The organism is Musicola keenii, from assembly GCF_014855505.1.
In the GTDB taxonomy this organism is placed as follows: Bacteria; Pseudomonadota; Gammaproteobacteria; order Enterobacterales; family Enterobacteriaceae; genus Musicola; species Musicola paradisiaca.
In genome coordinates, this window is sequence record NZ_JAAWVW010000031.1 from 1 (window position 1) to 21,889 (window position 21,889).

Annotated in this window: 25 protein-coding genes and 1 tRNA gene; 12 read left to right on the forward strand and 14 right to left on the reverse strand. The window is 46.1% G+C overall.

The features are described from left to right. Nucleotides 1-25: 25 nt before the first annotated feature. Nucleotides 26-250, reverse strand: a complete 225-nt coding sequence (locus HEP82_RS18990) for a DUF2594 family protein (RefSeq protein ID WP_192459483.1) — start codon at nt 248-250, stop codon at nt 26-28. A gap of 641 nt (nt 251-891) precedes the next feature. On the opposite strand from HEP82_RS18990, the gene uvrY reads away from it, so the two are divergent. From uvrY to HEP82_RS19050, 12 genes are all read left to right on the forward strand, one after another. Continuing rightward, on the forward strand, nt 892-1,548 hold the full coding sequence (gene uvrY / locus HEP82_RS18995; protein WP_012765068.1) for a UvrY/SirA/GacA family response regulator transcription factor: 657 nt from the start codon (nt 892-894) through the stop codon (nt 1,546-1,548). Further along, nucleotides 1,541-3,373 (forward strand): excinuclease ABC subunit UvrC, encoded by a 1,833-nt coding sequence (gene uvrC, locus HEP82_RS19000; RefSeq protein WP_192459484.1) that lies wholly within the window; start codon nt 1,541-1,543, stop codon nt 3,371-3,373. The genes uvrY and uvrC overlap by 8 nt, the downstream gene beginning before the upstream one ends. 60 nt (nt 3,374-3,433) lie before the next feature. Then, nucleotides 3,434-3,982 carry a CDP-diacylglycerol--glycerol-3-phosphate 3-phosphatidyltransferase gene (gene pgsA, locus HEP82_RS19005; RefSeq protein WP_012765070.1) on the forward strand — a complete coding sequence of 183 codons (549 nt, stop codon included), beginning with the start codon at nt 3,434-3,436 and terminating at the stop codon, nt 3,980-3,982. A gap of 138 nt (nt 3,983-4,120) precedes the next feature. After that, nucleotides 4,121-4,196 (forward strand) — tRNA-Gly (locus tag HEP82_RS19010). Between the two features lie 932 nt (nt 4,197-5,128). Further along, nucleotides 5,129-5,680 (forward strand): TetR/AcrR family transcriptional regulator, encoded by a 552-nt coding sequence (locus tag HEP82_RS19015; RefSeq protein ID WP_012765071.1) that lies wholly within the window; start codon nt 5,129-5,131, stop codon nt 5,678-5,680. A 30-nt stretch (nt 5,681-5,710) separates the two neighbouring features. Further along, a complete protein-coding gene (locus HEP82_RS19020; protein ID WP_192459485.1) occupies nt 5,711-6,088 on the forward strand; it encodes a cupin domain-containing protein in 378 nt (125 codons plus the stop codon). Beyond that, complete coding sequence (locus HEP82_RS19025) at nt 6,085-8,025, forward strand: aconitase family protein (protein WP_192459486.1); 1,941 nt, start codon at nt 6,085-6,087, stop codon at nt 8,023-8,025. The genes HEP82_RS19020 and HEP82_RS19025 overlap by 4 nt, the downstream gene beginning before the upstream one ends. A gap of 256 nt (nt 8,026-8,281) precedes the next feature. Further along, entirely contained in the window at nt 8,282-9,289 is a 1,008-nt protein-coding gene (locus HEP82_RS19030) for a TauD/TfdA family dioxygenase (protein ID WP_192459487.1), read from the forward strand. A 53-nt stretch (nt 9,290-9,342) separates the two neighbouring features. Next, nucleotides 9,343-10,545, forward strand: coding sequence for a pyridoxal phosphate-dependent aminotransferase (locus HEP82_RS19035; RefSeq protein ID WP_192459488.1), 1,203 nt, complete (start codon nt 9,343-9,345; stop codon nt 10,543-10,545). Next, nucleotides 10,542-12,416 carry an FAD/NAD(P)-binding protein gene (locus HEP82_RS19040; protein WP_192459489.1) on the forward strand — a complete coding sequence of 625 codons (1,875 nt, stop codon included), beginning with the start codon at nt 10,542-10,544 and terminating at the stop codon, nt 12,414-12,416. The genes HEP82_RS19035 and HEP82_RS19040 overlap by 4 nt, the downstream gene beginning before the upstream one ends. A 4-nt stretch (nt 12,417-12,420) precedes the next feature. Next, the gene (locus HEP82_RS19045) at nt 12,421-13,035 is read left to right on the forward strand and encodes a cysteine hydrolase family protein (RefSeq protein WP_192459490.1); all 615 of its coding nucleotides are present in this window, start codon (nt 12,421-12,423) and stop codon (nt 13,033-13,035) included. Then, the gene (locus tag HEP82_RS19050) at nt 13,032-14,303 is read left to right on the forward strand and encodes an MFS transporter (RefSeq protein ID WP_192459491.1); all 1,272 of its coding nucleotides are present in this window, start codon (nt 13,032-13,034) and stop codon (nt 14,301-14,303) included. The genes HEP82_RS19045 and HEP82_RS19050 overlap by 4 nt, the downstream gene beginning before the upstream one ends. Before the next feature lie 390 nt (nt 14,304-14,693). On the opposite strand, the gene vapC is transcribed toward HEP82_RS19050, so the two are convergent. The 13 genes from vapC to HEP82_RS19115 all read right to left on the reverse strand — a co-directional run. Then, on the reverse strand, nt 14,694-15,098 hold the full coding sequence (gene vapC, locus HEP82_RS19055; RefSeq protein WP_192459492.1) for a type II toxin-antitoxin system tRNA(fMet)-specific endonuclease VapC: 405 nt from the start codon (nt 15,096-15,098) through the stop codon (nt 14,694-14,696). Next, nucleotides 15,098-15,328 (reverse strand): type II toxin-antitoxin system VapB family antitoxin, encoded by a 231-nt coding sequence (gene vapB / locus HEP82_RS19060; protein ID WP_161545905.1) that lies wholly within the window; start codon nt 15,326-15,328, stop codon nt 15,098-15,100. The genes vapC and vapB overlap by 1 nt, the downstream gene beginning before the upstream one ends. A 93-nt stretch (nt 15,329-15,421) precedes the next feature. Continuing rightward, nucleotides 15,422-16,255 carry a DUF4942 domain-containing protein gene (locus HEP82_RS19065; RefSeq protein ID WP_192459493.1) on the reverse strand — a complete coding sequence of 278 codons (834 nt, stop codon included), beginning with the start codon at nt 16,253-16,255 and terminating at the stop codon, nt 15,422-15,424. Between the two features lie 117 nt (nt 16,256-16,372). Beyond that, nucleotides 16,373-16,693 (reverse strand): TA system toxin CbtA family protein, encoded by a 321-nt coding sequence (locus HEP82_RS19070; protein WP_192459494.1) that lies wholly within the window; start codon nt 16,691-16,693, stop codon nt 16,373-16,375. Nucleotides 16,694-16,762: 69 nt separating this feature from the next. Continuing rightward, nucleotides 16,763-17,098, reverse strand: a complete 336-nt coding sequence (locus tag HEP82_RS19075; RefSeq protein WP_192459495.1) for a type IV toxin-antitoxin system YeeU family antitoxin — start codon at nt 17,096-17,098, stop codon at nt 16,763-16,765. Nucleotides 17,099-17,137: 39 nt separating this feature from the next. Then, the gene (gene radC, locus HEP82_RS19080) at nt 17,138-17,611 is read right to left on the reverse strand and encodes a RadC family protein (RefSeq protein ID WP_192459496.1); all 474 of its coding nucleotides are present in this window, start codon (nt 17,609-17,611) and stop codon (nt 17,138-17,140) included. Nucleotides 17,612-17,663: 52 nt separating this feature from the next. Continuing rightward, nucleotides 17,664-18,485: a DUF932 domain-containing protein gene (locus HEP82_RS19085; protein WP_192459497.1), complete on the reverse strand. Its 822-nt coding sequence runs from the start codon at nt 18,483-18,485 to the stop codon at nt 17,664-17,666. A gap of 81 nt (nt 18,486-18,566) precedes the next feature. Continuing rightward, nucleotides 18,567-18,779, reverse strand: coding sequence for a hypothetical protein (locus HEP82_RS19090; protein WP_192459498.1), 213 nt, complete (start codon nt 18,777-18,779; stop codon nt 18,567-18,569). Between the two features lie 32 nt (nt 18,780-18,811). After that, nucleotides 18,812-19,219 (reverse strand): hypothetical protein, encoded by a 408-nt coding sequence (locus HEP82_RS19095; RefSeq protein ID WP_116162565.1) that lies wholly within the window; start codon nt 19,217-19,219, stop codon nt 18,812-18,814. Nucleotides 19,220-19,261: 42 nt separating this feature from the next. After that, nucleotides 19,262-19,627 carry a hypothetical protein gene (locus tag HEP82_RS19100; RefSeq protein ID WP_225622566.1) on the reverse strand — a complete coding sequence of 122 codons (366 nt, stop codon included), beginning with the start codon at nt 19,625-19,627 and terminating at the stop codon, nt 19,262-19,264. Between the two features lie 97 nt (nt 19,628-19,724). Continuing rightward, entirely contained in the window at nt 19,725-20,402 is a 678-nt protein-coding gene (locus tag HEP82_RS19105) for a WYL domain-containing protein (RefSeq protein WP_192459499.1), read from the reverse strand. A gap of 54 nt (nt 20,403-20,456) precedes the next feature. Then, nucleotides 20,457-21,188 carry a DUF3944 domain-containing protein gene (locus tag HEP82_RS19110; RefSeq protein WP_192459501.1) on the reverse strand — a complete coding sequence of 244 codons (732 nt, stop codon included), beginning with the start codon at nt 21,186-21,188 and terminating at the stop codon, nt 20,457-20,459. A gap of 357 nt (nt 21,189-21,545) precedes the next feature. Continuing rightward, the coding region (locus tag HEP82_RS19115) for a hypothetical protein (RefSeq protein WP_192459500.1) at nt 21,546-21,889 on the reverse strand (344 nt) is incomplete at its 5' end.

Here is a 21,889-nt window from a genome sequence, read left to right on the forward strand (position 1 = left end):
GTTAAATAATGTGTTGATGCTTTAATTAATTACGATATAGTGTTTTTATTTGTTTGACAGTGTTACTGAATATGGCGGATTGAGTTGGTTCTTCCAATTGGGAAATATATTTATCCATTGTAATCATTATTTTACCTGCATCAGCCTGGCCGATAGATTTCAGCATCAGGGTCAGCATAACTTTCAGACAACTGACTTCATGAGCTAGCGTCTCTGCTGATGCTTCTGTGGTGAAATCGCAATTATTCATCATTTTCTCCTAAGGAAGACGGTGGCACAGTAGCTGGCAACATATTGATAGATATACATACATGACCGACTACATAACAAAAAGACGGGTTACTATAACCGATTTGTCTAAATTTGTGTTTGGCAAAATAAACGTATTCCGCTGTGGGTGTGTATCTTTTCTAAAGATTGTGTAATAAGTCCGCAGTAATAACGGAACGATACGTTGGGTTGCAAAGTTGCTTTAAATGCGTCCGATTGGACACATCGCAATTTTCATATGGATATTTTCTGATGGGTGTATTATTTATATAAAATAGTGGCTGAAAGTTGTTCCGAACGGCGACATAACATCAAATTGATTTGATGGATTGCCTGAAGTTGCAATTTTTGGTAATCTATTGATTGTATTGATTTTTTATTTTTGGGATGGTTTTACTGTCCGTTTCTCTAAAAACCAGGTTTGAAATGTGAATACTGTGATGGAGGCTAGTTCGCGGTTGATACCATAGCGGTATCATTCAAAAACTTAGAAAACATTACCACACGGTAGAATAAAATACACTTTTAATTGGAAAGTGTATTCATTGTTTTTTAAACCATACAGTACACCTGCAACAAGCTTCGGCTGTAAGTGTTACTTTCTTTTTGGAGAACTGTTCTTTGATTAGCGTTTTTCTTGTTGATGACCATGAATTGGTGCGGGCAGGGATACGGCGCATTCTTGACGATATCAAAGGCCTCAAAGTGGTCGGTGAGGCGCAGTGCGGTGAAGATGCGGTAAAATGGTGCCGTACCAATAGTGTTGATGTCGTCTTGATGGACATGAGTATGCCCGGAATTGGCGGCCTTGAGGCTACGCGCAAAATTGTACGGTTTTCTCCAGAAGTGAAGGTTATCATGTTAACCATTTATACGGAGAATCCGTTGCCTGCCAAAGTGATGCAAGCAGGTGCTGCCGGCTATCTCAGTAAAGGCGCAACGCCGGAAGAAGTTATCTGTGCGATTCGTTCCGTTCATGCTGGTAAGCGCTATATTGCCTCGGACATTGCACAGCAGATGGCATTGAGTCAGCTTGAACCACAAACTGAAACACCACTGGAGTGTCTGTCCGAGAGAGAATTGCAGATCATGATGATGATCACTAAAGGGCAGAAAGTGACGGAGATTTCCGATCAGTTGAATCTCAGTCCTAAAACGGTTAACAGTTATCGTTATCGAATGTTTAATAAATTGAACATAAATGGTGATGTTGAGTTGACCCATTTGGCAATCCGTCATGGGCTCTTTAACGCGGAGACATTGATCAGTAGTGAATGAGTGTTTTGATGCCCAGGCTTTCATGAAGACCGTGACCAGTCAGCCTGGGGTTTATCGCATGTATGACGCCAGCAATACGGTTATCTATGTTGGTAAAGCCAAAGATCTAAAGAAGCGCCTTTCCAGTTATTTTCGAACACATGTAGCCAGCCGAAAAACAGAGGCTTTAGTCAAAAGTATTAGCCAGATCGATGTCACGATTACGCATACTGAGACGGAAGCTTTGTTGCTAGAGCATAACTACATTAAACGCTATCAACCTCGATATAATGTTCTGCTGCGAGATGATAAATCTTATCCGATGATTTTCCTCAGCGGCGATATTCATCCCCGCTTATCAATCCACCGTGGGGCAAAGCATGCGAAAGGTGATTATTTCGGTCCATTCCCGAACGGTAGCGCAGTTCGTGAGACTTTACTCTTGCTACAAAAATTATTTCCGATACGGCAGTGCGAAAACAATGTCTATCGCAATCGTTCGCGCCCCTGCCTGCAATACCAAATCGGCCGCTGCCTTGGCCCATGCGTGACGGGATATGTGAGTGATGAGGAGTATCAACAGCAGGTTGATTATGTACGCCTTTTTTTATCTGGTAAGGATCAGCAGGTGCTTGAGCGGCTTGTTGACCGCATGGAAAATGCAAGTCGGGAACTAAAGTTTGAAGAGGCCGCCTGTATCCGTGATCAAATTCAGGCGGTACGGCGTGTGACGGAAAAACAGTTTGTCTCCGGCCATGGGGATGATCTTGACGTAATAGGTGTTGCATTTGACGCAGGGATGGCGTGTTTGCATGTGTTGTTTATTCGTCAGGGCCAGGTGTTGGGGAGCCGCAGTTATTTCCCCAAAGTGCCGGGTGGTACAGCATTGGGGGAAGTGGTTCAGACGTTTGTCGGGCAGTTTTATTTACAAGGCAGTGGGGCGCGAACCTTACCGTCAGATGTGTTGTTGGATTTTTCATTGCCCGATCTTCAACTGCTTGCGGAGTCGTTATCGACGATAGCCGGCCGTAAAATTAGTATCCAATGTAAACCTCGGGGTGATCGGGCGCGTTATCTCAAACTGGCCCGTACCAATGCCCATACGGCATTAGTGACCAAATTATCTCAGCAATCGACGGTTCAGCAGCGGTTAGCGGAATTGTCTAGGATATTAGGTTTGGGCGCTATCAAACGCATGGAGTGTTTTGATATCAGTCATACGATGGGCGAGCAGACCGTAGCATCCTGCGTTGTTTTTGATAGTAATGGCCCATTACGTTCGGAATATCGTCGCTACAATATTACAGATATTACCCCCGGCGATGATTACGCGGCGATGACCCAGGTTTTGAAACGTCGCTATGGCAAATCGCTTGATGACAGCAAGATTCCAGATGTGGTTGTCATTGACGGAGGGAAAGGTCAGTTGGCCCAAGCCAAAGCGGTTTTTGAGTCGTTACAAGTTCCTTGGGACAAAACAAAACCATTACTGCTGGGCGTCGCGAAAGGAAGCGATCGCAAAGCGGGGTTGGAAACGTTGTTTTTGGACACTACAGGCGAAGGGATGGCGCTGCCGTCGGATTCCCCTGCCTTGCATGTCATACAACATATCCGCGATGACTCTCATGACCATGCAATTAGCGGCCATCGTAAAAAACGTGCCAAAGTGAAAAGTACCAGTGCGCTGGAGACTATTGAAGGCATTGGCCCCAAGCGTCGTCAGATGCTGTTGAAGTATATGGGGGGGCTGCAACCGCTGATGAGCGCCAGCATTGATGAAATTGCCAATGTCCCGGGAATTTCGCATGCGCTGGCAGAAAAAATTTTCCATGCATTGAAACACTAGGGGCAATGTAGCAACATACTTACCACATTCACTTTTTAGGCCTGACAGTTCTTGAACGCTATGCAATTTAATATACCTACATGGCTGACCCTGCTTCGTGTTGCCCTGATACCTTTCTTTGTTCTGGCGTTTTATCTGCCGTTCAGCTGGGCTCCCGTGGTTTGTGCAAGTCTCTTTGTTTATGCTGCTGTAACTGATTGGTTTGATGGTTTTCTTGCCCGGCGCTGGAAGCAGACTACAAGGTTTGGCGCTTTCCTTGATCCGGTTGCAGACAAAGTATTGGTGGCCGTTGCATTGGTACTGGTCATTGAGCATTATCACTCATGGTGGATCAGCCTCCCTGCCGCCACCATGATTGCCCGTGAGATTATCATCTCTGCATTACGCGAATGGATGGCGGAAATCGGTAAGCGCAGTAGTGTCGCTGTTTCTTGGATCGGAAAAGTAAAAACCATGGCGCAGATGGTCGCGCTGGTGGGGTTGCTATGGCGGCCAGACCCATGGGTAGAGATCGCTGCGGTAGGGGCGCTCTATATCGCTGCTGTGCTGACATTCTGGTCAATGTTCAACTACCTTAAAGCAGCACGGCACGATTTGCTTGAACATTAGTTCTCTGCATCAAAACAGAGCAGATGATGGGATGCAAGGGACTCTTTTGTTGACTAGCGAACTCTGGTCAGTAAAATGCGCCCCATTAATAGCGTATTTGTTTTAGAATAATATTCTATATATCAATATGTTAGTAACGCGGGAATAGCTCAGTTGGTAGAGCACGACCTTGCCAAGGTCGGGGTCGCGAGTTCGAGTCTCGTTTCCCGCTCCAGTTCTCTTCTATAGACGTCGGCCAAAGTCTGTAATCCATTGATTTGGCAGAATTTAGGCTGTTTTAGGTATCCAGTAAGAATCACTGTCGTATCTCTATCAACCACGTCCAGGTAGCGCATGATTCAGTACGTGCAATACGGTTGTGTTGCCGTGCGTATTGTCTGCGAAATTCCCCCTGCATGAACAGTAAATGTCTTCTCACGGTAACTGTAAATATCCTGGTAAACCAAACCTGCAGTGTTATATCTCCAGTAGACTTCAAGTGGTAAGCATGTTGGCGGCGTTCGTTCACTCGAATCACTTACTTGAGTAAGTGCATAGGGATTTACCCATTTGCCGGGCTATAAGGTGCTGAATACGTTTTTCTCTAAAGAGTTAACACCTGGAATTGCTCATCACGCCAGCCGGTTGTCCTGCAATTCGAATGATTTATAGGATAGATAAGAATGCGCAGGCTATTTAATAAACATGCTACACTTCTGAAAGTTATCAGATTTGTTACATGTCGGATCAGATAGCTGCTGTGATCCCGTATGCTAAATCCTTGTTATAGGGAACTAATGACTCATTTAGATATTAATAAAATTAATATAATTGGGGTTCAAAAGAGGTAGAACAACGGGAGTATCAATGCAAAGTTCGTTTTAAAATTTTTTATTTAAAACAATAAATTATTAATTACCAAACAAAGATTATTGCCCTGTCTGGCAAGATTGTTATTAGTAGGAGTCACTCTCTACGAAGAGGACTTGGTGTGATTTGTGAAGAAAATCTACAGTAACGTGCATTAATAATAGGGAGATAGTAAAGGTTTTTATGTCGCAGATAAAACAGAACTTAACATTAACAATATGCAAACGATCAACCTTTAGAGTTAACAACTTTTTATTTTTTTTCTGGTTGTAATTTTACATACTAATAGGTACAAAAATGAAAGCTAAAGACACATTGATAAAAACAATGCAGGAACTTTTATGGACAAAGGGATACTCCAATACGAGTCCTAAAGAAATACAGAAGGCATCCGGTGTAGGACAAGGCAGCATGTATCACCACTTTAAGGGGAAAGCTGACTTGGCGCGCCAGACCATCCTGCGTAATGCAGAAGAACTGCAACAAGAAATTGCTGGTATTTTGCACACGGAAAAAAGTGCACGTGAGCGTATTGGAAACTACTTGCAGCGAGAGCGCGACATTCTTTCCGGATGTCGTATGGGGGGGCTGGCTCAGGATAGCGAGATTATCCGCGATGATTCACTCCGTGAGCCTATCGCCCAAAATTTTGAATGGTTGATTGGCGAGATAGAGAGCGTACTTGAAGCGGGCAAAGCATCAGGGGAGTTTTCTGCCGAGCTGAATGTTAAACATACAGCATTAACACTGATTTCAGTCATGCAAGGAGCATTTGTGATTGCCCGGGCTACACAGTCCGAAGCGTATTACAAACAGGCTATTGCTGGAGTGATTGAAATGCTGAGTTAAGAGTCATACACATCTTATGGAGAAGAGAAAGTGAATAACGATTTGCCCGTTACCATGAATTTGTTTTCATTAATTAAAGACATTGATGCTGTTAAGTGGGAGACCCACAGTACGCTGGATCGTAAGAATGCGCGCATTTTTGATATTTTCCATGATGATTCGGGGCAACGTATCTCGTTGGTACATTGCGCGCCGGGAGCATCAGCAAAATCTCATCTTCATAAAGGGCATGAAACGTTTCTCATTCTTGATGGGTCATTCGAAGATGAACATGGTGTCTATCTTCCGGGGGATCTAGTTTGTTATGCGCCAGGTAGTCAGCACGCCTGGCGTACACCACAGGGAGCCCTGATATACGCAACATGGGGCGATCGCGTTGAATCAGGATTAACAGATACTGCAGCATGAAATCAATTCTAACTCAGGCTCGAATCCTGTATTTGACCGAAGACCCCCACAAGATCACAGCGCAGTTACAGGGGGAAACGCTCACGTTGTCATCAGCTCAGCCTTTACGTAATGACATTTCAACGGATGAAATTACCCCCATCCCCGCACTGGCCTATTATGATGAGCGCCTGGGGAGCTTTGTCTGGACTGGCTTAAAATGCTCAAATGAGAATCCCATTGGGAAAAACGCCATTATAAATGCAGGTGTTAATGTTGTTGTTGGGGGCTTGCGTTATGGAAAAGGTTCATCCAGGGAGCACAGTCCGGTAGCGGAAAAAGCAGCAGGTATACAGCTTGTAATTGCAGAGAGTTTTGAGCGTATTTACCGGCAAAATGCGGATAACATCGGCCTGTTAACGTCTACGGATATGGGGCTGCTTGCCCGACTTGAACGGGGGGATGTCGTTACTATTGAAGATATCATCGCCGGGCGGGAGGACACTTCTCGTCAGGTTCTTCAATGCGGAGGTCTTCTCCCTTGGTGGAAAGCACAATTAAACCAGTATGGTTTGCCGCAGCTGGTGGGTACTGAATTAACAGAAAAGAGGATGACATTGTGCGAGAAAATCATCGCCAGACATCTGCTTACAGGCATTCATTCTTCGGGAAACGCATTACATCTGCGGCCGGATTGGCGTTTTATTCATGAATATTACACCGCCATGTGCGGCCACATGTTAAAGCGTACCTTTGGGGATGACCTGACACTTTGGCAGCCTGAATCGGTGGTTACTTTCGAAGATCATTTACCTTACATGCATCAAAGTAAGGTGCATGTTGAGCAGAAACTGACGGGTGATCTTGAGCATTTGTTGGATGCTCATCGTGCTTTTACTCAGCAGTGGCGGCTGACTGCACACCGTTACAACCTGGACGGTGATGGAGCCGAAGGTATTTCGCATGCACTCATGGCGGAGCGCTATGCATTGCCGGGCCAAATTATTATTGGTACTGACTCTCATACACCACATTGCGGTGCGTTAGGGTGCCTGGCGATTGGTGTTGGTAGTACAGACATGGCTGCCAGCATGGTAACGGGTGTGTTTCGTCTGATGCCTCCTGATAGTGTTCGGGTTGTTTTTACCGGAAGATTGCCTGAAGGAACCGGTGCAAAAGACATGATCCTTCAATTGCTATCTACAGAATGGATCCGGCAAGGGAATGGCATTGGTAAAGTTTTTGAGTTCTGCGGCGATACGATTGAGCGATTATCCATTGATGATCGTATCACTCTAACAAATATGGTGGCTGAGCTTGGGGGAGTATCCGGCTTGATTGCACCAGACAGTAATACCGTTAACTTTTTAAAAGAACGTCGTGGTATCCACTTTACTCTTGAGCCTTGGATGCACAGTGATGAAGGGGCAAGTTATGCTGCGGTGATAGAAATTGACAGTCAGGAATTGTCGCCGATGGTTGCTTATCCAGGGGATCCAGGTAATGGTCTGGCACTATCACAACTCACGGAGCCTGTAAAAATAGACATCGCTTATGGCGGATCTTGTACGGCAGGAAAACGGGATGATTTTGACCAGTATTACAAAGTTCTTCACTGGGCCGTGCAGAAAGGGAAGAAGATCCCGTCGGACGTCATGCTATATCTTCAGTTCGGTACTATGGATGTTTATGAATATTGTCACGAGCGAGGATATTTAGAGACATTTAAAAACGCAGGTGCAATTTTATTAAAGCCGGCTTGTGGTGCATGTGCGAATTGCGGGCCCGGTGCCTCTTTTAATAGTAACCAAGTGACGATTAGCGCTATTAATAGGAATTTTCCAGGGCGTTCTGGTCCGGGGAAGGTCTGGCTTGCCAGCCCATCAACGGTGGTTGCCAGCGCAATAAAGGGTGAAATAATCTCCTTTAATGATTTAAAAATGCTATATCCGACATAATTCGAGTTGCAGGACCAATAGTTAGCATATTGAACAACGTTTGGCGTTCGCTTTTTAGGGTAAGTCTAATTAAGCGTCTTGTAACGCGGCACATCAGTGAATGCCGGTACGCTTATTCAATTAAGTAATTCGAGTAAGTAAGCGCAACTAATTTGCCTGTAATGTAAAGTATGACGGATATATAGGGTATGTGTATATATAGGGCATATATAGTTGATTTTTTAATTATCATTTCATTGACAGGATGCAAGAAATTATGAAACCTTTTTATCATTTCTCAGATGAAGAGAATAATCAATTAACACATTTTTTAAGTCAGAATGCAGTAAATCCATACATCCATTATCAAGAGTTTAAATTAACAATAAATGAGTTATGTCAGTCCCGCAAAGTCCCTGGGTTTTTTATTGATATCTGTAATTCAATTAAACATGAAAGACATCATGGTATCAGTGATGTGCATGTTTTGCGTAACTGCCCTCGAGATATTAATGTTCCCGAATTGGATCCGGATAATCCGCTTGAAGATAAATATAAAAAGAAAAAAACGTTTATCGGCGAAGCACTACTAGAAACATTTGCATTACTTACCGGCACACCGCTTCTGGCGTATGGTAGCCGCCATAATGGGGACTTTTTTACAGATGTAGTAGCAATTCGTAAATATAGTGGGCAATTAACCGGTTTCAGTGACAGTGAACTGGTTTATCACAATGATCGTACTGCTCATGCGGTTCGTGCCGATTTTGTTACGTTGCTTGGCCTGTATTGCCCGAATGAAGAGTTGATTTTTACCGGTTACATTGATGGAAAGTCATTAATCAAGCATTTGTCTGAGGAGCAACAGACGGCACTGCGCCAGCCTTGGTATCGCACGGAGTTTGATGTTTATTCTCGTGAAACAAATAGTCGCCAAATCAGCTCTCCAGATCACGCTATCCTTAAAAATCACCACAGTATTCGCTATCTGGATACACTGACTCAGGTGGCGCCTGGGGCACCGGAGCAGGCAAAAGATGCGCTGATAGCATTTATGCAGGCGATGACCAAAGCGGAAAAGCAACGTCATAGAATTATTCAGGGTGATCTTCTTGTTTTCGCGAATCAGGATGGGCTACATAATCGTGAAAAAATAGACATACAGAATAAAGAAAATGCTGCTCGTCGATGGTTATTGAAAACATATGCTTTTCGTGATCAAAAAACGGCGGAGCAATACCAGGCTTATTGGGCTAAAGGGATTTTTGGTCTGGTTAATGATTAATTGTCTAACGAATTAATACCACTTACATTATTATTAATAAGTAGATGACGAATATGAGAAGCGTAGCCGATCGTGTAAAACGTATAGGCCTTTCTGAAACCTATGCGATTCTTGATAAAGTTAAAAAAATGAAAGCCGAAGGGCATGCCGTTTATGATCTTGGCGGCGGTGAACCAGATTTTTCCACGCCTGAGCATATAATAAATTTTACTGTGTCAGCCATGAAGAATGGCATGACGCATTATACAGCCAGTAAGGGTTCCCCAGGGCTGCTTAAAGCAATAGCTAATCGTTTATTTGAGGAGAATCATATCTCAGCGTGTTGGGATAAAAATATTATTGTTACTCCTTCTGCCAAGCATGCATTGTTTATTACATTAATGACATTACTTAACCCTGGCGATGAGATTGTTATTCCATCTCCATGTTGGGTGAGTTATATCGCAATGGCGGAAATGGCAGGCGCAAAAGCGGTTGATCTACCTTTAACTCGCGAAAATAAATATCAAATAACACGTAAAGCATTGGCTGCCTGTATTACTGATAAAACGCGGGTATTGCTGTTAAATAATCCCAATAACCCGACCGGGCACATCCTTACAGAAGAAGAAATACAGATTATATGCCAGGTCGCGCTGGAGCATGATCTTTTCGTTGTCATGGATGAAATTTATGAACATATCCGCTATATCACTGCGCCGCACCGAAGTATTGCGGCGGAACCGGGCATGTTTGAACGCACGATAACGGTTAGCGGTTTTTCTAAAGCTTGGGCAATGACGGGATGGCGCCTAGGGTATCTCTGTGCTCCGGAATACGTGTTGAATGAAATACTCAAGGTTCAGCAACACAGTGTTGGCTGTGCCGGCGCATTTATTCAGCAAGGTGGGTTAGCGGCGCTGATCGGTGATCGTCAACCGATGGAGGATATGGTTAAGGCGTACCGAAAACGTCGGGATTATATGGTTGACAGCCTGAATAGGATCCCTGGCATCGAATGTTATGTGCCGGAAGGCGGACTCTATGTCTATGCCGATATTCGCGGTCTTGGCATGGGCGACGCACAAACATTCACACTCTGGTTACTTACGCATGCCCATGTTGCCGTGACCCCAGGAACCGCCTTTGGTAAAGAAGAAACCATGATGATCAGGTTATCTTTTGCCGGAGCCATGGAAACTATTGTTGCGGCGATGGACAGCATCGCCGAGGCGATAACGGAATATGACGCACCGCTGCAACAGGAGGCATCATGACGACGCCTCTGCGTATTGCCATTATCGGCAACGGGCCTCGGGCACTCTCTGTTCTTGAGCGTTTAGCCGTTAGATTACAAAAGCAGCCTGAGGCGGCCGTTGATATTCACTATATCGATAAGCAGCATCCAGAAACAGGGAGGATCTGGCGTCGGGATCAGGATGACTGTTTTGTCATGAACACCGTCGCTGAAGAGGTGTCGGCTTTTTCGGGCGAAGGTGATGCTGAGAATGCGAGGCCGGGTTGCGGCCCTTCTCTTGCCGTCTGGTGGAAACAGACTCGTGATGATTTTCCCGGCGAGAATACTTGGGCCCCGCGAGCTCTGTATGGCGAATATATGCAGTTTGTGCTGGACTGTATTAAAAAATCGCTCTCTCCCCAGCAGCGCTTTTTACCCCGACAGGCAGAGGTCGTCGATATTGTTCCTGACGGTGAACAGCATGCCACCTTGCATTTTAAACAGGGTGAAGATGTTGTCGTCGATCGTGTCGTTCTGGCAACGGGTCATCCCAAAAATCGTCTTTCAGCGCAAGAACAGCAATGGCAGCGCTTTGCTGAAAACCACCCTGAACTGTGTTGGATTCAGGGGGACTCCGCAGCGGATATGCCGTTGAAAGACATTCCGGCTGGCAGTCATGTCGGAATTATTGGATTGGGGTTGTCGTTTCTGGATGTGATGGCGGCTTTAACAACGGCCAGAGGCGGTAAATTTACAGAACAGCCAGATGGCACTCTGCGTTATATCCCTTCCGGGCATGAACCGCAGTTAATCGCCGGTTCCCGGAGTAGTTTGCCTATTCCGGGACGTGGGCGTAACCAAAAACACCCTAATTTTCGTTATAACAGTGTGTTGTTTACTTCTGAGCGTGCTGAGGTGCTGGCCCTCAGAGGGCACATTGACTTTGACAAAGAAGTGCTGCCTTTGCTTATGGCAGAAGTTAATCTGACCTGGTACGCGACGGCAATTCGTCAGCGTTATGGGGTGACGGCAGAAAGTGAATTCCGCCAGTATATCCAGTCATTGCCTGAAAATGACTTTGCCGATATCCCGCATATTGCGCGTAATTTTGGTATTACAGATTTGCCCGCGCTGGATATTTATCAACTTGCCGACCCATTCAGCAAGCGCCGGTTTACTTCCGCAAGCCATTTCCATGCAGAACTGAAGCATCTTTTGATGAGTGATTATCAGGAAGCCGAAGGGGGAAATGTTGATAACCCCTTAAAGGCAGCCTTGGATACATTACGCGATACTCGGGGTCTTGTCCGTAAAGTCGTTGATTTTGGCGGGCTTACACCGTCCTCCTTTCGAGATGCATTCCTCCATCGTTACTCCCCTGTGAGCGCTTTGCTTTCCGCGGGGCCGCCTCGCTATAGAACCCGGCAAGTGCTGGCATTGATCGATGCAAATATCCTGCATGTTGTTGGGCCGAACATGACGATTTCCTGTGATAGCGCCGCGGGACGTTTTGCGCTGACATCCCCCCAGGTTGAAGGCGCCGTGTGGCATGTGCAAACCCTGCTGGATGCAAGAGTACCCGCACAGGATCTGGCCAGGGATCTGTCACCGCTCACCCAGGCGCTGTGCCGCCGCGGCATATGGCAAGACTTTACGCTGAACGATGGCGAAACACAGGTGGTGAGTGGTGGTGTTGCAGTCACCCCCGCACCTTTCCATCCCATCAATGCGCAAGGTGAGGCTGTCCGGCAACTCTATGTGATTGGCATACCCAGTGAACATACAAGGTGGTTTATGTCTGCCGGGAGCAGTCGCCCTGGTTACTGGACGGATTTTATTTGCGATGCAGATGCTATTGCAGAACACATTCTGACCGCACTGCCTGTCACCCAGAGAGCACATCAGGAGTAAGGCAATGAAGAAAATAGCATTACTGATGCTGGATTTTCTTAATGAGATTGTTCATCCCAACGGTGTATATGCACAGAAGGGATATTTCCAGCAAGCGAAGGAACATGATGTGGTGCAACATGCGGCCCGTGCCCTTGCAATCGCCCGGGCTAACCAGATCCCGGTCGTGCATGTTGTCGTTGGATTTTCTGAAAACTATATCGAATGTCCTGAGGGGTCTGAGGTGTTTGATATAGCACGACAAAATCATCTGCTGTGTTTCAATACGTGGTCAACAGACATCATCGCCGAGCTGGCGCCGCGTCCTGGCGAAAACATCATTCGCAAACATCGGATTGATCCATTCTATCAATCGAATCTTGAGTTAACGCTCCGATGTTTAGGGGTAGATACCGTGATCCTTGCCGGCATATCAACGGAGTTCGTTGTTCTGGCAACAGCGATGAGTGCCCATGATCGTGGTTTTAATGTCCTTGTGTTGAAGGATGCAGTATCCGCAATCAGTGAGAAAAAGCACCAGGCTGCTCTTGAAGTGATCAGCAGCATAGCAACGTTGATTACAACGGAAAAATTACCGACGGCAACGGAATCGGAAACATTACAGGGGACAATAAAATGACTGATACAGTGACCACCCTGCGCGGTGTGCGGCATCGCTGGAAGGTTTTGGGCATTGGGGTTGCTGCCAATGCATGTTTCTCCATGGTCGTGGGGGGGCTGCCCGCAACGGCGGTTTTTATGCGCACAGATTACCATATTACCAATGCTGAGCTGGGGTTCGTGCTTGGGATGCTAGGCTTGGGGATTGCCATCAGCGAATTGCCTTGGGGGTTGATGACTGATCGATGGGGCGACCGGCCGGTTCTGCTTACCGGCTTGTTGAGCACCGGCGCCATGTTGTTGTTGATGGCCGCTTTTGCTGCCCCACATAGCGGTTTTGTCCCTGCATATTGGCTATTGATTGCCGGTGTTCTCGGCATTGGTTTACTGGGGAGTAGCGTTAATGGCTCCAGTGGCCGGGCAATTATGGCTTGGTTTCAAGAGGGGGAACGAGGTCTGGCAATGAGTATCCGTCAGACAGCAGTGCCGATGGGGTATGGCTTGGGCGCACTGTTGTTGCCTTGGCTGGCCGCCCGTTATGGCTTTGTCGTGTTATTTATTGTTTCTGCGATTCTATGCATTATTGCCGGTTACTATGCATGGCTCTGGTTGCACGAACCCGATATAGCCAGAGAAAAAAAACATATGGCATCAGCTGCCGTTCCCATGACAGGGAAAGGGCCGTTACACGATCCTGCTATCTGGAAGATAGTGCTGGCTATCGGTATTTTATGTGGGCCTCAGTTTGCACTACTGACCTTTGGCTCGGTATTTCTGCATGATTTTGCTCATATTGATGTGAGCGTTGTTTCTGTCTGCCTGGCGACAATTCAGATTGGCGCTATGGTATCGCGTATCTGGAGTGGACGCTGGACGGATAAGAATAAAAACCGTAAAGCCTACCTTCGTGGTTGCACGCTTCTCAGCATATTGGCGTTCATTCTGTTGAGTGTGCTGGTCTGGTTGTGGCCAGCGTTGTCACCGACCCGAGAAACCGTGGTGCTGCTAGCAGGCCTGTTTATTTTTTCAGGGGTGGCGGTATCTGCCTGGCATGGTGTTGCATACACAGAACTTGCCTCTATGGCTGGTGCGAAGCGGGCGGGCACTGCTCTGGCGATGGGAAATACCAGTGTATTTGTTGTGATGTTTATCACTCCCGTTGCGATTCCCTGGCTACAAACTACCCTGAGCTGGAGCAGTGTTTGGTTAGCCTCGGCTCTGTGCGCTGTAATTGCCCTTATTTTCTTCCCTAAAGTGAAAACAACCGCACCGGAAGACAGGGTATGACAGTGCAACTGCTCTGGTGCTAAGTATCGCGTTGGCTGGAGAGGGTATTACAAAAGCGCCTTGCTGGTGTAGCGTCGGCTGATGTGATGGTAATCAGGCATTAGCCCACTCTATACAGCAAGGCGCTTTATCATCAAGTCTTGAATGGGATATAAAAATATCGAGAGCGGGTTGCTATAGCCGGCTGATTTTTAGGCATAAAAAAAGACGTCGGTTCCCTACAGGATTCGAATTGGCCACGTATCTATATTGAAATAAAAGGATTTTCACCAGTTCGAAAAACGTAGTGGCCCCCAAATGGGCCCCCAAACCTTTCTGGCTGGATTTTTTGCGGGTTATCCGCAGTCGGCGGTGGATTATATCCTGTTTTGGAGTAGGGCAGAATACGGCTTATCGGTTGACCCAGTTTTCTACGCGCAATCCAGGCACACGCTCAAACTCACGCACATTGTTCGTTACCAGAATCAAACCTGCGGACCGCGCGTGACCGGCTAACATGGCATCATACGGGCCGATGGGGGTTCCTTGTTTTGCCAGCTCGGCACGAATTTGCCCGGTATGTACGGCAGCGTCAAAGCCATAAGTTTGCACTTCCAGACGCGCAGAAAACCCTTCAATCACTGCGAGATTCTTTTCTGGGTTTACCGATTTCTCCGCACCATAGATCAGTTCCATCAACGTGATAGAACTGATAGCAAACTGCCCGTAATGGCGGTAGAAAGCGTCCCTGACTTCCTGCGGTTTGTTCTTGATAGTGTAAATACAGATATTGGTATCAAGCAGATATTTAAGCATCAGAAATCTTCCCTGATCTGATCATCGGGCTGCTCTCTGGTGATCATAAAGTCAGGCGTTACCCCATCCTGTTCGAACCAACTGTCCCAGCTTTCGCCTGCCGGAGTAATGATACGTGTGCGACCAATCGCAACGATATCAACCTGCTTCACATCATCTGGCAGTGCAACGGCTTTAGGGAGCCTTACCGCCTGGCTGCGGTTGCTTTTAAATACTGTAGTTTTTTCCACGGCAGTCTCCTTGGAGAAATTTTATGCTATCGATAGCATAGAATATTGATGGGATATGTCAATGGGATATACCTGTGTGGCGTGATTGGTTAATCACCTCGCCGCCAACATCCCCGGATAGTGTTTGGCAATAATATCGTTCATCCGATCGATCAGGTCAGAACGTTTAAAGGTAAGATGCCCGGTGCCTTTCTGAAAGTAACGCACGCTAAAGAACTCATCCTCGTATTCCTGCTGATGGGGATGATTGCGGATATGGTCCATCAGCCGGATGGTGATATCGCCTCGGTTCTCGGGGATCGGTTTGCCGTCCAGCAGATACAGCATACGCTCTAGATCGGCCAGTTGATCGCGTCGCCAGCCCCAGTTCAGGCCAAAACCCCAGCGGTTATATGTGACCAGATTGCTGATGATGATTTTCTTGCCGAAGTAACAAGGGTGATTGGTCTTGTAATCCCACGATAGCCCTTTGAATACGTTGATGACCCCGCGCTCGAATACCTCCAGCTTACTCTGGTGAAGTTGCTCAAATGTACTGAGGATATTGGTTTCACTGATGGCTGGTAGCTCACCTTCATCCAGATTTTTATGCCACTGGCTACGTGCTTCGGCATCCATCAGCGACAACATGCCGGATTTCAGCATCAGGTCGCGCCAGATATTGCGATCCAACGTGCGGATGATGGCTGGCATCGCCTTATCAGGCGTTCCCGTTAGCCAGCAGTCGTAGCGATGCCCTTGCTTTGACGCCCAGTCTTCAGCGGTGCCGCCGCCAATAGTTGCTGTTAGTGTTGAGATCGCCCGTAGCTGGTTGAGGATCTGTTCTATTTGTTGCAGCGCAGTATCACGTCCGGTAACGATACGTTCGATATTGGTCGAGCAAATCAGCTCGGTGTGTTCGGTCAAAACCTCGGGTTCAATTTGCATAGTTTGTGGTCCATACATAAAAGCAAATGCGCCAGCCGGTAAGGGCTGGCGCATTATGCATCGGGGAGAGAGATAAATAGGGTTGGTGTGGTGTTACTGGAAAACAGCTCGGGATCTTTATGCCTTAAGTAAGCCTGTTGCACGTCTGGCGCGAAGAATATCGACAGTAGTGATAAACGGTGATTGCTCCTGCCAGTTAAAGCCGTTGCGATCGATGCGCACCAGTTCGTATTTTTCCACCAGAAAATTGATGGCATTTACCAACGTGATGCCAGCATCGATATGCTCCTGAATCACGTTTTCCTCACAGAATGGTGTGTCGTTCAGCGTCAGGCCGTAGTGCTTTTCTAGCAGATAGGTAAGAAGTTGTTGCCAGACGGCAATAGGTGTCGGGCAGGATTGATCCTCCCGTAACGGGATTGCAGGTGTTGTTTGCATGGGAATACTCTCTACAGGTTAAGTCGATAAAATCAGGGAAATGTTCAGAATGGGGAAAGAAGCTGCGGGTTATTGTGTTGCCGCTGAAGAGGGATAAATAGCAATATACACGTAGCCAACACTGCCCAGCGTATCGGCTTCACAGGTCCATTCGTTGCAATACAACGTGATGCAACCCTGCTGACGGGGATTCAGTTCCCCCATGCGTAGCTTCTGTTCCAACAGCTTAATTAGCTCAGGGAAGCAACGTTCCAGACTTTGGGCTTCTGTTTTGCTAAACGTACCGACAATGCTGGACCGATCTGCCAGATAGTGCAGACGATTACTTTCCTGCACCAGTCTGGCTCCGAATCGCGGCGTGACAGCACACTTTAATCCCCATTCCGGGGCCTCTATTGATGACATGATGTTTTCCTTATAAAAGTGCGGTGGTAAGTGTGCTCATCACAGCCAGCCACGTTCAGCGAATGACACCACGTCAGCGCCGCCGACAACCAGATGATCGAGGACTCTGACGTCGAGTTGTGACAGTGATTCCTTCAGCTTGTCGGTGATATGGCGGTCAGCCTGACTGGGCTCGGCACAGCAGGAAGGATGATTGTGTGCCAGTATCACGGCGGCGGCGTTATGACGCAGTGAGGCTTTGAGGATTTCACGCGGATGCACTTCGGTACTGTTGATACCACCCAGCGCAATAATTTCCTTTTCTATCAGACGATGCTGGTTATCCAGATACAGCACCATAAAGACTTCACGCTCCAGGCTACTGAGTTCCAGCATTAACCAGTTTTTGGTGTCCTCCGAGGTTTTGAACTGGCGTGTATTTTTACGCACTCGCTTTTCCAGCAGGCATAACGCCATCTGGATGATGCGCTGCTCTCTGGGCGCAACACTGCCTGCCAATGAATTACATGACATGGTAAGTCCTTGAAGTGAGGTAATAAGGGAGAATGAAACAAAATGAGGGAAATTAGGATGCCAGTTCCAGCATATTTTCGGCCAGTATCCACAGGGCGCGGTTAAGTTTTACGTCACCATCAATCCCTTTGACAGCACGGGTTCTGGCTCGTTTACCTTGAACTGTTCGGCCTGATAGTCCACCTTTAATCAAATTTTCCTGAATACGCTGGTAAGTGGTCCACAGATCGTTGCTTTCGTCCTGCCAGCGGCGAGGCGACAGGATTTGAGCCTCTGTCACTGGCTGATACTCTTCACCAAATCGGTAGGTTAACGCAGCCTGAGCCAACGCAGTCTGTGCCGGTGGTGGTAATAATAATGACTGCATGGCATCACGTTTTTCATCAATACGCTCAAAGGTATCTAATACCTCATAAGCCCCCTCAATAACACGGCCAACCACATCACCCTTATGGGGAACACGGACTTCACCCAAGGATTCACCACAAATTAAACCATTGTGACAAACCTGTCTAAAAAGACCAGGTAACATTTGATAACTGCTGGAGCCGTCATGGCTATTAAGCAAAATAATCTCTGGCACCTGTTTGCCCGAAATTTGACCTTCCCGGCGCAAGCGTAGCATGTGCTTGGTATGCTCCCGTTTCTCCGGATCACGTACACGGGTTTGGCAGGCAAAAAATGGCTGAAAGCCTTCACGCTGTAAGTTATCCAACAGGGTAATGGTGGGAATATAGGTATACCGTTCGCTACGCGAGCCATGCTTGTCTTCGCTAAATACACTGGGAACCGTGTGCGCCAGTTCGTCACGGGTTAATGGACGGTCACGGCGAATAATATTTACCGTACCAAAGCGCGAGGCTAACTTGGGCATAAAAACTCCTTATGTGCCAGAGTGAATGACCCTGGCACATCTTGTTGAAATGATAATTAATGAAAGAATGGATTTCATATTTCAGGCAGTAAAAGCAGTACGAAGAATAAAATTCATTATTGTAGTGGTTATTACACCCACCAATAAAAAAGCAGCCTCCCGGGCTGCTTCAACTTCTTCGTCATTATAACCTGCCTGCCGTAAGTGTTCAGCCACAAAATCCTGAGCTTGAGCACTTGAATACCAGGTAATTGCTTTACCTAATGCAGCAATTAACATTTTAAGTAATGACATAATGCCTGACCTTTATCGATAATATTTGAAAGTCATTCCTTATCACAGGGATAGTACTCAGAACCAAAGGGGGGGAAGTCCTTATTGCCTGTAACATTAAATGTGTATGACTTTCCATTCGCATCACTGACACGAATGACTTTCGCCTGACGTAATGCCTCCCATTCTGTTTTTATCCGTTCCAATGAGTGAAAGGGTTGTGATACTTCATGCCCATCAACCTGTAGCTGAGAATAATCACCGCTAAACCCGGCCTGCACACGTAAAACAGGCGGTTTTGAGGAATATAATTCACAGCTGATTTCAAGATAATGCTTATCGTCATTACTCAGATGAACGCCTGCATATCCCTGCAATGACCAGTATGTCCACTCAGCCGCAACAGCACTACCCAAGGGTAACAACAGCGCCGCCAATACGGCACCTTTTAAGTATTTCATGTGACGTATCCTTATATTTCAGTGAGATATTGAAGTGTTATTTCAATCAAAAGTGAATGTCCAACCGCCTTTGTCAGTATCCACCTGGACTTCTGAGGCAACACAATCATTGTAAAAAGGGACTTTCACCGATTCACCATAGCGAAGTGTGGCCGGGATAATCGTTTCCTTATTGCTGGTGCCGAAGTATTTCAGATTTCCAATACGGCAATTTCCACGATTGACACTGATATTATTGATACGAACAGTATCCGTTTTAGCGGTGACAACGACATCAACGTAGCGATTTCCCGCCACATGGACATTGTTATATGCCATTACCGTTATTGGTACCGGTGTTTGCGCACCGATGACCATTCCGGAGAAGAATAATGATAATGCGGGTAATAACCATTTTGAATGATTCATGCAATAACTCCTTATAAAATGCGTGTAGTATCTCATTGTGTAATGTGGTGATTTAATAAGTGTGAATGAGTTTAACGACACTCATTATTTATCTTATTTATTCACGTATAAGTTCACAGATATATTGAAAGTGTGGTAGCGCTGTAATGAATCGTTTATCCTGAAAGATTCGTCTCATTTCCTCCTTTTTACTAAATGAACTAATGGTCATAGCTACATCGGTAATTGCCACCAAATTAAATACTTTTATGTGGTTTTGCTTTTCTGTCGCCAGATACCATTCCCCATCAAAGTAAATAAGGCGATAGGGGGCAATGGCGATTTGTTTGCGGCCATTATGTAAAAAGTTGATTAAGCGGTTTTTAACTATAGCCTGTGTGATGGCATAAAACCCACCGAACAAAGAAGGAACATTTCGTGGCGGCGCATTATAGACGATATAGGGAGAGTCCTGTCCTGCATCCAGCAAAACGGAAAGCAACTTTTTATCCAGTGCAGGGAAAAATTGTGCCACATGGGTAATACGCGCAAACGTAATGATATCGTGATCGGTACGAAATGGCCCCCTGGCATCAGAAAGCCGCAAGTATCCATCTTTTAATTCGGTATCCAGATACTGTAACCGCTGTCGTAAATCTCTCTGAATCGTTCTTTCCGAGACATTGAATTCTAAAGCCAGTTGTTTGACTGACAGAGACTCCCCCATGAAGAGCCTGCTGACTAGAATAGCCAGGCGACTGGCGAGCCGGTCGTAACGTTTTCCCTGTTCAGGCATGGTGTTAATTCCTGTATAAATTCCGTGCATCCCTTTTGGCATATACGGAATAAATCAATATTGGGTAAGGTTTTTCTGACGTAGCCAGGCGATAACGATGCAGGCAGGGATCGTGACTCTGTATGCCGGGCCCGCAATATCCGACAGCATCCAGGCTGAACTGAGCGCCAAACCGACGGGGCCAGCGAGAACTGAAAGGGCGCGAGACGCAACGAACACGGTTCCCCAGGTGGCGATCCCTCCGAGTGCGGTGATAACGCTGGCTGCCAACGTTGTTGCGAGTTCCAAGGCGGCAACAGAAGAGGTACGAATGGCTGCCTGTATAGCGATAAGAATGAGTTGCGGTGTTGGGCTGGTTAAATCGAGCTGCATATTTTTAGACAACATCGCCAGTTCATCTGGTGTCATTTTATCCAGACTTTTTTCCAGCACTTTCATGAGCAGATTGAGTTCAATCGACTCCGTCGTACTGTTTTTATTGTAATTAACATCCAGCTTGTCACAGACATCGCACAAAATTTCACGGTAAAGAACGCCCTGTCCACCGCGCACCAAACTGACTAACGTGTTTGCGCCAAAAGTTTGTAACTCTGCGCCTATCGACGTCCAGTATTTGCTGTGATCCGGGTAAAAACGTTGATATTCGCTTGTGCTGGTTAACGTCTCCGACCAGCGTTTTTCACCGTCCTTACTATCAATGGTTAACAATTCAACCAGCAGTTGAAGGTCTTCATTACTGCATTGGCTTAGCAAAGCCAAATCAGGATCTAGCCGATAAACTGCCATCATCTATCCTCAATAATCGTTTAGGAGCGATTACTGTAAAGATGCATATGGACAGGATGTGTCATTATTTTTGTTTATTTTTTGTTCTATTTATATAAACACGGGCAGGATGTGTCAAAAAAGAAGAATACTAAATAACTCAGCACATTTCTGCTCGACGTTTAATCGAGCGAAACCAACACTGCCTAGTACTCATGCCCTACGAGGGTAACGCTACAATGTGAAATTTTAATCAAGTGTTCTCTTAACTGTATGCCTCTCAGATTCATAGCAAGGGAGTTTGGGAGCGGTATTGAGGGCTATTGTTTCCGCTAGAACATTCTCAATATGGTTATATGTATTTAATTTTTAGATGAATTACACCATTTCTTTATACAACAGAGCAACTGCCATATTAACCAGAGTTGTTTGGCTTTCATTATATTTAGATGATAATTCGTTAAGCATTTTCATGCTTTCCTCATTTACTCTCAAGTGCTCTATAACTTTCTTTTTATTAATAGCCTTTTCTTTTTCACGTATTTTTTTCTGTGACCACGCTTTAATCATAGCGTTAATCAGTACTTTAAAATCATCATTTCTACTCAAGAGATAAAGTTGGGTTACTAGTGAGCATTTATTATCAGCTTCTGTCAATGGTTCAGTATATGGTACTGAGATTCCTTTTTTCTGTAGATAAGAAAGTGAAAAAATAATTACTT